The organism is Bradyrhizobium sp. DN3 (assembly GCF_041357655.1).
Classification (GTDB): Bacteria; Pseudomonadota; Alphaproteobacteria; order Rhizobiales; family Xanthobacteraceae; genus Bradyrhizobium.
The window spans coordinates 79,955-92,301 of the sequence record NZ_JAULLN010000019.1; the positions used below are offsets into that span (position 1 = coordinate 79,955).

General features: G+C 63.0%; 14 protein-coding genes. 4 read left to right on the top strand and 10 right to left on the bottom strand.

Annotated elements, in window-relative coordinates; translation table 11 throughout:
* Nucleotides 1-22: 22 nt before the first annotated feature.
* From AAE027_RS26135 to AAE027_RS26160, 6 genes are all read right to left on the bottom strand, one after another.
* Nucleotides 23-1,033, bottom strand: a complete 1,011-nt coding sequence (locus tag AAE027_RS26135) for a TorF family putative porin (RefSeq protein ID WP_091887077.1) — start codon at nt 1,031-1,033, stop codon at nt 23-25.
* A gap of 387 nt (nt 1,034-1,420) precedes the next feature.
* Nucleotides 1,421-1,786, bottom strand: coding sequence for a histone (locus tag AAE027_RS26140; protein ID WP_370986360.1), 366 nt, complete (start codon nt 1,784-1,786; stop codon nt 1,421-1,423).
* Between the two features lie 85 nt (nt 1,787-1,871).
* Nucleotides 1,872-3,194, bottom strand: a complete 1,323-nt coding sequence (gene glcF / locus AAE027_RS26145) for a glycolate oxidase subunit GlcF (protein ID WP_370986361.1) — start codon at nt 3,192-3,194, stop codon at nt 1,872-1,874.
* On the bottom strand, nt 3,191-4,429 hold the full coding sequence (locus AAE027_RS26150; protein ID WP_091886970.1) for an FAD-binding protein: 1,239 nt from the start codon (nt 4,427-4,429) through the stop codon (nt 3,191-3,193). Before AAE027_RS26150 ends, glcF begins: the two co-directional genes overlap by 4 nt.
* A 42-nt stretch (nt 4,430-4,471) precedes the next feature.
* A complete protein-coding gene (locus AAE027_RS26155; RefSeq protein ID WP_176945552.1) occupies nt 4,472-4,867 on the bottom strand; it encodes a hypothetical protein in 396 nt (131 codons plus the stop codon).
* A 331-nt stretch (nt 4,868-5,198) separates the two neighbouring features.
* A complete protein-coding gene (locus AAE027_RS26160; protein WP_091886972.1) occupies nt 5,199-6,692 on the bottom strand; it encodes an FAD-linked oxidase C-terminal domain-containing protein in 1,494 nt (497 codons plus the stop codon).
* Nucleotides 6,693-6,968: 276 nt separating this feature from the next.
* Here AAE027_RS26160 and cycA point away from each other — a divergent pair, with 276 nt between their 5' ends.
* Nucleotides 6,969-7,364 carry a cytochrome c-550 CycA gene (gene cycA, locus AAE027_RS26165; RefSeq protein ID WP_091886974.1) on the top strand — a complete coding sequence of 132 codons (396 nt, stop codon included), beginning with the start codon at nt 6,969-6,971 and terminating at the stop codon, nt 7,362-7,364.
* A 117-nt stretch (nt 7,365-7,481) separates the two neighbouring features.
* Here the strand turns inward: cycA and AAE027_RS26170 are convergent, their stop codons facing one another.
* Nucleotides 7,482-8,438 (bottom strand): alpha/beta fold hydrolase, encoded by a 957-nt coding sequence (locus AAE027_RS26170; RefSeq protein ID WP_370986362.1) that lies wholly within the window; start codon nt 8,436-8,438, stop codon nt 7,482-7,484.
* Nucleotides 8,439-8,769: 331 nt separating this feature from the next.
* Here AAE027_RS26170 and AAE027_RS26175 point away from each other — a divergent pair, with 331 nt between their 5' ends.
* Nucleotides 8,770-8,952, top strand: a complete 183-nt coding sequence (locus AAE027_RS26175) for a hypothetical protein (protein ID WP_091886978.1) — start codon at nt 8,770-8,772, stop codon at nt 8,950-8,952.
* Between the two features lie 25 nt (nt 8,953-8,977).
* Here AAE027_RS26175 and AAE027_RS26180 read toward each other — a convergent pair whose 3' ends face one another.
* The 3 genes from AAE027_RS26180 to ykgO all read right to left on the bottom strand — a co-directional run bounded on the left by AAE027_RS26180 (nt 8,978) and on the right by ykgO (nt 10,235).
* Nucleotides 8,978-9,238: a hypothetical protein gene (locus tag AAE027_RS26180; RefSeq protein WP_091886980.1), complete on the bottom strand. Its 261-nt coding sequence runs from the start codon at nt 9,236-9,238 to the stop codon at nt 8,978-8,980.
* Nucleotides 9,239-9,363: 125 nt separating this feature from the next.
* Complete coding sequence (locus AAE027_RS26185) at nt 9,364-10,005, bottom strand: tetratricopeptide repeat protein (protein WP_370986363.1); 642 nt, start codon at nt 10,003-10,005, stop codon at nt 9,364-9,366.
* A 104-nt stretch (nt 10,006-10,109) separates the two neighbouring features.
* Entirely contained in the window at nt 10,110-10,235 is a 126-nt protein-coding gene (gene ykgO, locus AAE027_RS26190) for a type B 50S ribosomal protein L36 (protein WP_006611362.1), read from the bottom strand.
* 304 nt (nt 10,236-10,539) lie between these two features.
* Here ykgO and AAE027_RS26195 point away from each other — a divergent pair, with 304 nt between their 5' ends.
* Nucleotides 10,540-11,424 carry a 4-hydroxyphenyl-beta-ketoacyl-CoA hydrolase gene (locus AAE027_RS26195; RefSeq protein ID WP_011090280.1) on the top strand — a complete coding sequence of 295 codons (885 nt, stop codon included), beginning with the start codon at nt 10,540-10,542 and terminating at the stop codon, nt 11,422-11,424.
* Nucleotides 11,425-11,603: 179 nt separating this feature from the next.
* Entirely contained in the window at nt 11,604-12,335 is a 732-nt protein-coding gene (locus AAE027_RS26200) for a haloacid dehalogenase type II (protein ID WP_370986365.1), read from the top strand.
* Nucleotides 12,336-12,347: the final 12 nt, after the last annotated feature.

Consider the following 12,347-nt stretch of genomic DNA (forward strand, 5'->3'; position numbering starts at 1 on the left):
GCCAAGTATTCCGGGAAAAGTCTTACTTCAGGTTGGTCATCGCCGTCAGGTCGAACGACAGCTTGGCGATACCGGCCGCGCCGCACCAGTTGGAGCCGACTCCCGACGGATTGATCGGGGTCACGTCGGTACCGAGGTTCGGAGCGATGTTGCCGCGGGCGGAGAAGTCGCTGGTGAAGGCGTTGCAGTTACCCTTGGACAGGTCGGTGTCGGAATAACGCAGGTCCAGCGTGAACACCTTGTAGGTGAAGCCGATGCCGATGTTCCAGGTGTTGTAGTCGGCGTACTTGATGCCGTTCGGGAACGCCGGCACGCCGTAGAAGCTGTCGGAGGTGCCGAGCCACTGACGGCCGAACTCACCCGAGACATACATGCCGACGCCGCTCGAGCCGAAGACCGTGCTGGGCGCGATGTACTTGCCGGTGATCGAGGTGTAGTTGCCCCAGGCGCCGGAGTTCAGGTAGCTCGGGGTGTAGTATTCGTTGACGCCGAACGACCAGTTGTCGTTCACCGTATAAGTCATCTTGCCGTAGACTTCGAAGAAGCTCAGGTCCTTCTTGATCACGTTGCCATTGATCAGGGCCTGCGAGGCGCACTCGGCGCCCTGGAAGTTGCCGGCAAAGTCAATTCCGGGCGCGCCGAAGAAGCAGCTGCCGCCCGGATACAGATAGCCCCATACGCCGATGTCGAAGGCGAAGGCACCGAAGGTCGGGCGGATACCGCCATAGACGTCGATCTCGGCCGCGGCGCGGTTCGGGAAGGAGATGCTCTCACCGGACACGCCCACGTAGAGCTGGAGGTCCTTAGTGACGTTGTAGCGCGGCTCGAAATAGGCCGTGACCGACGGCTTGTGGTTCGACTGGGTGATACCGCGGAAAATATAGTCGCTCATGATGCCGCCGCCGAAGGCGACGTCCCAGGGCTCGAAAGCGGGCGGCGGCGGGGCTTTCAATGCCTTGACCGGCATATCTGCCGCGAAAGCCGAACCCGTCACCATTGCCAGCGCCGTTGCCAACAAAGCCACTTTTTTCATTTCGATCCCCATCGCCAGTTCTTAGACCTAGTCAGGTCCCAATAGCCCCCCCGGGGCGCTCGACCTGATTGCAAATTTCGTAACTGCGGCAATGTGAATTGAGGGGTGCGAACGGTGAAGCAAAAAGCGCGGGCATCTGCCGACTTTTTAGGCGTTTTGACGATTCCACGAAAGGTTGTCAGCCTGTGTGTCTTCTCGAACACATCAATTGCGTCGCAAACTGCAAAGGATGGTCCGTGCAAGTACGGGGAAGCCAGGAAGCGTGGCACCCAGGTTACGAATCAGACAGGCGCGAGAAAGGGCGGCCTCTGTAGGTGCTTGTGGCGATGCAAAAAGGCCGCAGCGTCACCGCAGCGGCCTTTCTGTTGTCGATCGCGGTCGCTGGACCTACCCCTGTCCCTCGGCCGGCGCCGATTCCGTAGAAGACGAAGGCATCGCCCAGCTTGTCTCGGCGGCAGGCTCGGGAGCCGGAGCTTCCACCGGTGCTGATGGCTTCGGAGCAGGAGCTGCCTTCGCTTTCTTCGGTGCCGCTTTCCTCGCGGCCTTCTTGGGTGCGGCCTTCTTGGCCGACTTCGTCGCAGCCTTCTTGGCGGCTTTCTTCGGGGCTGCCTTCTTGGCAGATTTCTTCGCAGCTTTCTTTGCAGACTTTTTCGCGGACTTCTTGGCTGCCTTCTTCGCGGCCTTCTTCTTCGCCGCTACGACCTTCTTAGCCTTTTTGGCCTTCTTGCTTTTTTTCTTCTTCGCTTTCGCCATCGTGGTCCTCCTGTTGCCGCCGAACAATGGTCGATCGGGCGTCTTTCTGCCGTCACCTGCGGACGAAAGCTCGGCTTTTGAAAGCTCAAACTTGCACGTTCAATGCCGGCCGCGACCCGCCCGTAGCCCAATCGAGAAGCTCAATCGTGTGTACGACCGGAATTGATGTGCCACTGGCAATCTGCACCATGCAGCCGATATTGCCCGCAGCAATCATGTCCGGCTTGACGCTCGCGATGTTGGCGACCTTGCGATCGCGCAACCGGTCCGCAAGCTCGGGCTGGAGAATGTTGTAGGTGCCCGCCGAACCGCAACACAAATGGCTCTCCGGCACATCTTTCACCACGAATCCATTCTTGGAAAGCAATTCTTTCGGAAGGCCCGTGATTTTCTGCCCATGCTGCAACGAGCATGCGGAGTGATAGGCGACCACGATGTTGTCCTGTGGCGCGGTGGCCGAAAGTCCGAGGCCGGCGACGTATTCGGTGATGTCCTTGGCAAGCGCGGACACCTTCGCCGCATCGGCTGCGAACGCCACATCCTCGCGCAGCAGATAGCCGTAGTCCTTGATCACGGTGCCGCAGCCGGACGCCGTCACCAGGATGGCGTCGAGCCCCTCGCCGGCCGCCTCCCGGCACCACGCAGCGATATTGGCGCGCGCCCGTGCCAATGCATCGTGGTCGTTGCCGAGGTGATGGGTCAGCGCGCCACAGCACTGCTCGTCCCGGACCAGGACAACCTCGATGCCGTGGCGGGTGAGAAGGCTGATGGCGGCCTGGTTGATGCGCGGCGCCAGCACCTGCTGGGCGCAGCCTTGCAGCAGAGCGACCCGGCCGCGTCTCTTGCCGAGCGCGGCGAACACGCTGCCGGCGGCGGGCCCGGGCGATGGCAGCCGGTTCGGCGCCAGCGCCAGCATCGCCTTGATGCGCTGGATCAATCCGGGCGTAGCCGAAGGCCGAGGCGTCGGCAGGAAGACGGCAAGCGGGCGGGCCAGCCGCGCCAGCCACATGCTCGCGCGGAAACGCTGCGGGTCCGGCAGGACGAAGGCCAACACCTGACGCAACAACCGCTCAGTCAGCGGCCGCTGATAGCGCTGCTCGATCCGGACCCGGGCCTGGTCGACGAGGTGCATGTAGTTCACCCCTGACGGGCAGGTCGTCATGCAGGCAAGGCACGACAGACAGCGGTCGATATGTTTGACCACCTCCGCCGTCGGCTCCTGGTCCTTCTCCAGCATCTCCTTGATCAGGTAGATGCGGCCGCGTGGGCTATCGAGCTCGTCGCCGAGGAGTACATAGGTCGGACAGGTTGCGGTGCAGAAGCCGCAATGGACGCAGGCGCGAAGGATCTTGTCGGCTTCGGCGATGTCGGGGTCGGCGAGCTGCGCCAGTGAGAATTCGGTCTTCATGCCGCAGCGCCCCGCCTCAGGCGTCCCCGGTTGAGAATGGTCTTCGGATCGAAACTGGCGCGCACCCGCTCGCTCAGCGCCGCGATGCCAGGCGCTTGCGGATGGAATACATCGATATCACACCTGACGTCCTCGGTCGCCCGGATCAGCGTGGCATGTCCTCCGAACGCGTTGGTGAGCTGGCGCACGGCCGGGACATGCGCGTCCGGCTTCGGCGGCACCGCCGCCCAGATCAGTCCGCCGCCCCAATCATAGATCAGGTCGCCGCCGGTCTCGCGTGCCAATTGGGTGCCGAGCGCCGCACCCGACGCCGGCGGACAGACGATCCGCCAGACCGGCCAAGCGCCCAGCGCGCCGTTTGCCGCGAACGGCAGGACGTCGCGGATCGTGGCCCACAGCGCGGACGATGCGGCGTCTTCGATCAGGGTCGCGGTTCCGAACGGCGCCAGCAATTCGCGCAGCGAGCCGGCGCGGTGCGCGGCGGACGCCGTGATGCCCTCGAGCCGCAGCACGGTCAGCGCCTCGTCCTGGCCCGCGACGTCGCCGAGCCCATTGGCCTTGGTGCGAAAGGCCGATTTCGGCAGATGCGCGGCTCCGGAAACGTCGAAGGGCGAGCCGAGCGCCGCCGTCATCGCCTTGTTGGCGCGGGCATCGTCGAGTCCGCGGAGCAACAGCGTCCGCTCGGCCTCGGGCTTGGGCATCACCTTGAGCGTGACCTCGGTCATCACCGCCAGCGTGCCCCAGGAGCCGGCGAGAAGCTTGCAAAGGTCGTAGCCGGTGACGTTCTTCACCACCTTGCCGCCGGTCTTGAAACTGTCGCCAAAGCCGGAAACGGCGTGCGCCCCGAGCAGATGATCGCGCGCCCCGCCCGCCCTGATCCGCCGCGGACCGGCGAGCCCGGCGGCGATCATGCCGCCGATGGTTCCGAGCGCCGGCGTGCCGAGCAGCGGCGCCGTGTTCATCGGCTCGAAGGCGAATTGCTGGTTCTTGGCATCGATCAGCGACAGCACGTCGGCCAGCGGCGCGCCGGCCTGGAGCGTGACGATCAGCTCGTTGGGCTCGTAGGAGGTGACCGCATTGAGCGCGGAGACGTCGAGCACGGCATTGGTCGCCATCGCATGGCCGATACCGCGCTTGGAGCCATGACCGATGATCTCGAGCGGCTGCTCGTTGGCGATCGCCGCGCGCACCACCTCTTCGACGTCTTTGCCGTCTCTGACCTTGAGCGTATCCACGAGAGGAGGCCGTAACGAAATTCGCGCCGGAAATCAAATCTGTCAGACACTGCGCTTCGCCCGGGCTGACAATCTCTGGTGCAACGCGAAAGAGCGCTGGCCGGGGCGCTCCCGTTGGCAGGCAAGCCTTCCGCTGCTTGTCGTCAACTGGCGCATCTTACCGAAGCAGCCCAGCCGGACGAAGCGAGCAAGAACGGTGGGGCGACGCAATCTCGCGGCGCCCGCAACCAGACTTCGCGCTCTGCATCGATCGTCGGGATCACCGGCACTGCTTCGGCGGATCGGCGCGACGCGCCCATCGGGCATTTGCTGGACCTGCGATAATAGATTGATGAACAGGCGTTCATGGAACGGCGCAGTTTCCAACCCGTTGATCACGATGCTTCCTTCAGAAGGAGGAATGAAGATGAAGAGGATAATCGTTGCACTTTCTGCCATCGCCCTCATCGGCGCTGCGCCGGCCGTCTTTGCCCAAGGCGTATCAAGCAAGACGCCGGGCCAAGAGATGCAGACCAAAGGCTCCAAGGCAGGCCATCCGGGAGCATCCGGCTACACTCCGGGACATAAGAAGCACGCCATGGGTTCTAAGAAAGGTCACCCCGGCGCTTCTGGCTACGCTCCCGGCCAAACCACCGGCGCGAGCACGAAGTCTGGTGGCGCGAGCACGAAGTCTGGCTACTGACGGTCGTCTCGCAATTGCCAATAGGCCAATGACAAGAGCCGCCGCGGTCTCAACCCGGCGGCTCTTTGTGTGAGCGATCCCGGTCGCTCAGAACCGGGGAATATCCGGAAACGCGAGCTTACCTGCATGCACATGCATGCGGCCGAGCTCGGCGCAGCGATGCAGGGTCGGAAACACCTTTCCGGGATTGAGCAGACCCTGCGCGTCGAAGGCGCATTTCAACCGCTGCTGCTGGTTGAGGTCGATCTCGGTGAACATATCCGGCATGAGGTCGCGCTTCTCGATGCCGACGCCGTGCTCGCCGGTGAGCACGCCGCCGAATTCGACGCAGGCGCGCAGGATGTCGGCGCCAAAAGCCTCCGCGCGCTCGATCTCGCCGGGCTTGTTGGCATCGTAGAGGATCAGCGGGTGCAGATTGCCGTCGCCGGCGTGGAACACGTTGGCGCAGCCGAGCTGGTATTTTTCGCCGAGCTCGCGGATGCGCGCCAGCGCCTTCGGCAGCGCGCCGCGGGGAATCGTGCCATCCATGCAGAGATAATCGGGCGAGATGCGGCCCACGGCGGGAAACGCGGCTTTGCGGCCCGCCCAGAACAGATTGCGCTCGGCCTCCGAGGTCGAGATCTGGCAGGTGGTCGAGCCGCAGCCATTCGCGATCGCCTCGACGCGCGTGATCAGCTCGTCGACCTCGATCTTGGGACCGTCGAGCTCAATGATCAGCAGTGCCTCGACATCGAGCGGATAGCCAGCATGGACGAACGCCTCGGCGGCGTGGATCGCGGGTTTGTCCATCATCTCCATGCCCCCAGGGATGATGCCGGCGCCGATGATGCGCGCCACGCATTCGCCGGCGGCCTCGACCTCGGCGAAGCCGACCATCAGCGCGCGCGCGGTCTCCGGCTTTTGCAGGATGCGCACCGTGATCTCGGTGATGACCCCGAGCAGGCCTTCGGAACCGGTGATGACGCCCATCAGATCGTAGCCGGGATTCTCCGCCGACTTGCCGCCGATGCGCAGGATCTCGCCGCTCATCAGCACGATCTCACAACCGAGCACGTTGTTGGTGGTCATGCCGTATTTCAGGCAATGCACGCCGCCGGAATTTTCCGCGACATTGCCGCCGATCGAGCAGGCGATCTGCGAGGACGGGTCTGGCGCGTAATAGAAGCCGGCATGCGCGACCGCCTGACTGATGGCAAGGTTGGTGACGCCGGGCTCGGTGACGACGACGCGGTTGTCGAAATCGATCTCGCGGATGCGCTTGAACTTGCCGAGCCCGAGCAGCACGCCGTCCTCGAGCGGCAGCGCGCCCCCGGACAGCGAGGTACCGGACCCGCGGGGCACGACCTTGATCCCCTGCTCTGCACAATATTTCAGGACCAGCGAGACCTGCTCGGTGGTGTCAGGCAGCACCACGACCATCGGCGGCTGCCGATAGGCCGTCAATCCGTCGGATTCATAGGCTCGCATCTCGGCGGCGCTGTCGATCACGCCTTCGCCGGGGACGATTGCGCGCAGTGCGGCAACGACGTCCGCGCGGCGCGCGAGCACGGCCTGGTCGCTCGCAGGCATCATGATGGCCATATCAAATCCTTCATGGCATATCCTTCCGGCTCACGCCGCACAGTCCAATTTGTCGCGGTAAATCAACCACGTCCGGGGGTGTTTGGGTAGGCCATCCGAAAGTCGGATCCGCAATCGCCAGCGAGTTCGCTCTGGGACAAGTAGGAAATCGTGAAACCTGTCATGGTCTGGCGGCTTGTCCAAGCCGGGCAGGCCTGCCAAAACCGGCAGGTCCGACAATTGCCGCTCAGGCAAGAGACTGACTAGACCCACCAGGGAAGAGACGAAGAGCACCCGATGACAAAACTGACTTTTGGCGCACTGACGATCCTCACCGTGATTGCCACCGCACCCGCCGCGATGGCGCAGGATGTCGCGGCCGGCAAGACATCGTTCAACAAATGCCTGGCCTGCCACGCAATCGGCGAAGGCGCCAAGAACAAGGTCGGCCCCGAACTCAACGGCCTCAACGGCCGCAAGTCGGGCACCGCTCCGGACTACAACTACTCGGATGCGAACAAGAATTCCGGCATCACCTGGGACGAGCCGACCTTCAAGGAATACATCAAGGATCCCAAGGCCAAGATTCCCGGCACCAAGATGGCGTTCGCCGGCATCAAGAACGAGACCGAGATCAACAATCTCTGGGCCTATGTCTCGCAGTTCGACAAGGACGGGAAGATCAAGCAATAGGCGGGAAAAGGCGGCCGCTAAAACTTCGGTTCTGATTGAATCAGAACCGAAGCTCTAGCTTCTTGTTTTGACGCGTTTCCTTCCCGCGAACCGGTATCCACTTCGCTCGAAAACGCTTTAATCGGCGGCCGCCTGCGCCTGGACGATCTTCCCGATCATCGTCTCGATCTCCGCCTTCACGACATCCGGTACGGCGTTCTGCACCATGTGGCCGAGATCGGGCAGCACGATCAGCTTCGCATTCGGCACGATCGCGGCAAAGGGGCGCGCGTGGATGCCGGTCGACACGGTCTTGTCGGGCTCGCCGGCGATGATCGTGACCGGCGCCGATATCTCGCCATAACGCGCGACTTGCGCAGCAACCGCTTCCTTCAGCGTCACCAGATCATAGGCATTGGCGATGAACTCGCGCGGACGCAACAGCAGCGGCGTCGCGGAGTCCTTGACGAAGCCGTCCGGCATGACTTGCGGCAGGAAGACGTTGCGCGCGCCGGATTCAGTGAGGACGTAGCCGAGCGGCAGCGTGATCGTGTAGGCGAGCAGCGGACCGATCACGGGCGTTGCGATGATCTCGTTGTAGCGACCGACGCCGCCGCGCCAGGGATGAGTGACGGGCGCGAGCATCACGAGGCCAGCGACGCGGTACGGGTGATCGAGCGCGATCCGCGCGCCGAGGGCGCCGCTCCAGGAATGCACCACGAAGACCGCGCGGTCGATCCCGAGCTTCTGAAGCGCATCATCGATCATCCGCGCCTGGATCTGCGGCGTCGAATCCTGCCGCCGGACACGCGTGCTCCAGCCATGGCCGGGACGGTCGATCAGAATGACGCGATGATCCCTGGCGAGGAGATCACCGAGCGGCCGCCGCATCGCTTCGAGATTGGAGCTTGCCCCGTGCAGCATGACGATCGGCAGGCCAGCATTGCGCGGGCCGAGATCGACGACGTGAAGCACCGCGCCGTCGACCTCGATCATCCGGCCCTGCGGCGGATAGGCGCGCTGCACGACGAGGATTCCGGCCTGCGTGGCCAGCGCCAGCAGAACCAGCGCCGTCACGACTGACATCACGATCATTGAGCGAATCCGGGCGGTCCTGGGCACAGGGCAGTTACGGGTCTTGGCACACGGCAGTTTCGCTCAGTCGGCTTCAGGGCTTCCACCGGAAACAGCGGGGCTGTGGATATGTGCACAATTAGGGAACGTAAAAACCCAACGGAATCAACAATATTCCTTGGCGACACGCAAGCCTCGGACCAGCTTCATGCAGTCGTCATCGCGGCTTCCATATAATCGCCATGGTCGGTTCGGCCATCTAGGCGCGGGTGGGCGCCGATCCTCCTCGCAGCCTCGGGGATGCGGGAAAGACCGGCAGGATTTTTTCCTGGTTTGAACCGGAGGATTTTCGATGAGCTTCAGATCGAACGACACTGCGATCGACGAGATCGTCGCGAGCTGCAGCGGCGACCTGCGCGGTGCCGTGCGGGCGCTGCTCCTGATCAACGAACATCTCGAAGCTGAGCTTGCAAAGGCTTACGCCGCGGTCGCCGATCGCGGCCTCACCGAGCGCGGCGGCAGCGTCCTGCACTAGGTGTCCTGCACCAGGTGCAAGCGACTTAGTTCGACCCGTCCTCGTCCTTCTCCTCGTCGGGCGTGACCGCGGGACAGGCGCGGATCGTCGAACGGGCAAGCTTGGCGTCGGCCTTGGATTTGTAGGGGCCGTCACCGAACCAGATATCGCCGATGATCACGGGATTGCTGGTCACGATATCGCATTTGCCGGTGGCGCGGTTGCCGACCACCCAGAACAATCCGTCGGCAAGGCTCACCGTCCCGGACGCGAGCAGCAAGCTACCTGCAAAGATCAAACGCTTCATGGCTTTTGCTCCTGCCATGCAGGTAGGCCTGCGGCAGCCCCGGCAATAGCCCTCGCGACGCGACGCCTGCGATCGTGGTTAATCCACGCCGGCCGCGATCGCTCAAGAAATGATCGAGTTATAGGCTAGATGTCGCGGCCTTCGACCTTCTCGGTCAGCGCCTTGACCTGGTCGGGGATCTTCTCGAGGTGCGGATTGACGGCGAGCGCCTTGCGGTAGGCTTCCAGCGCGCGCTTCTCGTTGCCGACCTCCTGCATGATCATGCCGAGCCCTGCGAGCGCACCGAAATGGCGCGGTTCGCGGATCAGCACTTGCTGGATGTCGGCGAGTGAGCGGCCATAATCGTTCTGCATGTAATAGAGCGTGGCGCGCCGGTTCCAGGCCTCGATATAGTCGGGCCTGAGCTTGATGATCGAATCCAGCAGCTTGATCGCGACATCGATCTTCTGCGCCTCGACCGCGGTCTTGGCGCGCGACATCAACAGTGCCGCGGTGTCGCTCGGGGTCTGGAGCCAGATCGCCCAGATCCGCGCCTCGACATGCTTGGCGCTGGTCTCGTCGGGCGCTGCCTTCAGCGCGCCGAACAGAAAATCGAGATTCTTGGTGCGGTCGACCTTGGGCAGCTTGGCCGGCGCTTCCGGCAGCTTCTTCTGCTGGCCGGGCGGAGGCGGCGGCTCAATCTGCTGCGCCAGCGCCGGGGCGAAGCCGGCGGTCCCCAGGACCAGGGCCAGACACAGGGTGGGCGCGCAGAGGAATCTCAGTGCCATGGGCAAAGTCTAAACGCGCAAAGCCGCCCTTGCAAAGCAGGGCGGCGTCAAACTCGTGTGAGACCGTGGTCTTGCGGAGCGCGAAGGCGTCCTGGAGGGCGAGATCAGCCCTGACGCGCCTTGAAGCGGCGCTGCACCTTGTTGATCACATAGACCCGGCCCTTGCGGCGGACCAGGCGGTTGGCGCGATGGCGACCGCGCAACGATTTCAGCGAGTTACGGACCTTCATGGCAGAATCCTGAACGTTCGAAAGGCCGTGTTCGGCACTACCGTTTCGGCACGCGCGAATATGGCAAAATGAGATTTTTCCCGCTGGCGGATGACCGCCCGGGACGGGGCGGTTCTTAAGGCATTGCGGGAGGTGATGTCAATGTTAACTGCCCCGTTCCGGACCAGCAAAATTTGCGAAAACAACCCCATGCACAGTAGAAACGGCCGGATCGGCCCGATCTGCCGAACGAGAACCTACGGCAGCGCCTTGCCAAATTCGTTATATGATATAATCAATTTGGCAACCCGTCGGGAGGAAACCCATGCCAAAGCTGAAGCTGCCCAACATCGACGATGTCGTCGCCATCGACATCCACACCCACGCCGAGGAGCCCTGCGGCTGCCATGCCGACGACGGCTATGACGATTTCCAGGCGCAGATGGCGGAGTATTTCAAGTCGCCCAACAAGCATCCGCCAACGGTGCCGGAGACCGCGGCGTACTACCGCTCCAAGAACATCGCCGCCGTGATCTTCCCGGTCGACGCCGAGCGCGAGACCGGCTTCCGCCGCTACAACAATTACGAGATGCTGGAGGTCGCCTCCGACCATCTCGACGTCCTCATCCCCTTCGTCTCGATCGATCCGCACAAGGGCAAGCTGGGCGCCCGCGAAGCACGCAAGCTGATCGAGGAATACGGGGTGCGCGGCTTCAAATTCCACCCGACCATGCAGGGCTTCTACGCCAACGACCGCATGGCCTATCCGCTCTATGAAGAGATCAACAATGGCGGGGCGATCGCGCTGTTCCACACCGGCCAGACCGGCGTCGGCTCCGGCATGCCCGGCGGCATGGGCATGCGGCTGAAATATTCCAACCCGATGTACATGGACGATGTCGCGGCCGATTTTCCCGACCTCAAGATCATCCTCGCGCACCCCTCCTTCCCCTGGCAGGAGGAGGCGCTGTCGGTCGCGACCCACAAGCCGAACGTCTATATCGACCTCTCCGGCTGGTCGCCGAAATATTTCCCGCCGATCCTGGTGCGCTACATCAACTCGATCCTCCAGGACAAGATGCTGTTCGGCTCGGACTGGCCGGTGATCACGCCGGATCGCTGGCTGTCGGATTTTGCCAAGATCGACATCCGCGACGAGATCCGGCCGAAGGTGCTGAAGGCCAACGCGCGCAAGCTGTTGGGAATCTAGCCGCTCACTCATCGCCCGTAGCGCATCGAGGGCTTCGATCCCGGTGACCGAAGCCCTCACGCTCGGAAGCTCGAGGCTCAGCCGGGTCTTCGCCCAGCGGGAGGCTCGGAATATAGAACGACGATAGCTGGCCGTTCCGATATAGTCCGTGCGCCTGCAACGAGCCAAGGGAGGGGTCAATGAGCATCAAAGCCGTCGTCTTCGACGCCTACGGGACGCTCTACGACATCCAGTCGGTCGCAGAGATCACCGAGGATGCGTTTCCAGGCTATGGCGAGATCATCACGCAGGTCTGGCGTATCAAGCAGCTCGAATACACCTGGTTGCGCTCGCTGATGCGGCGCTACCAGGATTTTGCCACTGTCACGCGCGACTCGCTTGCCTATACGCTGCGCGTGCTTGGGATCGCTTACGAGAACGACGCATTCGAGCGCGTGATCGAGAAGTATCTGCACCTCGACCTCTATCCGGATGCGACGGCAGCGCTTGCGGCCCTGAGACCGCGAAAGCTTGCCATCCTCTCGAACGGCAGTCCGGACATGCTCAATGCGCTCGTGCGCAATTCCGGCCTCGACGCCCTGCTCGATGCCACCATCAGCGTCGACGCGAAGAAAATCTTCAAGCCGAGCCCGGACGTCTATGAGCTGATCGGCGAGGTGCTCGGCACCAAGGCGAACGAGGTTCTGTTCGTCTCCTCCAATCCCTGGGACGCCGCCGGCGCGAAATCGTTCGGATTGAAGGTCGCCTGGATCGAGCGGGTGACGCCCGAAGCCATGGCGCTGGCTTGCGTCGAGAACGAACTCGTGGCACCGCTGACGATGTTCAAGGCGATCCGCACCCAGATGGACGAGCTCGGCTTCGCGCCGGATCACCGCATCCGCGCGCTCTCCGAGCTACCAGGAATCGCTTAGGGATCACCGCCC

Excerpts from the sequence above, each read along its gene's own strand:
- AAE027_RS26200 (WP_370986365.1), top strand. The coding sequence starts at position 11,604 with ATGAGCATCAAAGCCGTCGTCTTCGACGCCTACGGGACGCTCTACGAC.
- AAE027_RS26195 (WP_011090280.1), top strand. The coding sequence starts at position 10,540 with ATGCCAAAGCTGAAGCTGCCCAACATCGACGATGTCGTCGCCATCGAC.
- glcF (WP_370986361.1), bottom strand. The coding sequence starts at position 3,194 with ATGAAGACCGAATTCTCACTGGCGCAGCTCGCCGACCCCGACATCGCC.
- AAE027_RS26175 (WP_091886978.1), top strand. The coding sequence starts at position 8,770 with ATGAGCTTCAGATCGAACGACACTGCGATCGACGAGATCGTCGCGAGC.
- AAE027_RS26140 (WP_370986360.1), bottom strand. The coding sequence starts at position 1,786 with ATGGCGAAAGCGAAGAAGAAAAAAAGCAAGAAGGCCAAAAAGGCTAAG.
- AAE027_RS26180 (WP_091886980.1), bottom strand. The coding sequence starts at position 9,238 with ATGAAGCGTTTGATCTTTGCAGGTAGCTTGCTGCTCGCGTCCGGGACG.
- AAE027_RS26185 (WP_370986363.1), bottom strand. The coding sequence starts at position 10,005 with ATGGCACTGAGATTCCTCTGCGCGCCCACCCTGTGTCTGGCCCTGGTC.
- AAE027_RS26155 (WP_176945552.1), bottom strand. The coding sequence starts at position 4,867 with ATGGCAGAAAGTGCAACGATTATCCTCTTCATCTTCATTCCTCCTTCT.
- cycA (WP_091886974.1), top strand. The coding sequence starts at position 6,969 with ATGACAAAACTGACTTTTGGCGCACTGACGATCCTCACCGTGATTGCC.
- ykgO (WP_006611362.1), bottom strand. The coding sequence starts at position 10,235 with ATGAAGGTCCGTAACTCGCTGAAATCGTTGCGCGGTCGCCATCGCGCC.
- AAE027_RS26170 (WP_370986362.1), bottom strand. The coding sequence starts at position 8,438 with ATGATCGTGATGTCAGTCGTGACGGCGCTGGTTCTGCTGGCGCTGGCC.
- AAE027_RS26135 (WP_091887077.1), bottom strand. The coding sequence starts at position 1,033 with ATGAAAAAAGTGGCTTTGTTGGCAACGGCGCTGGCAATGGTGACGGGT.
- AAE027_RS26160 (WP_091886972.1), bottom strand. The coding sequence starts at position 6,692 with ATGGCCATCATGATGCCTGCGAGCGACCAGGCCGTGCTCGCGCGCCGC.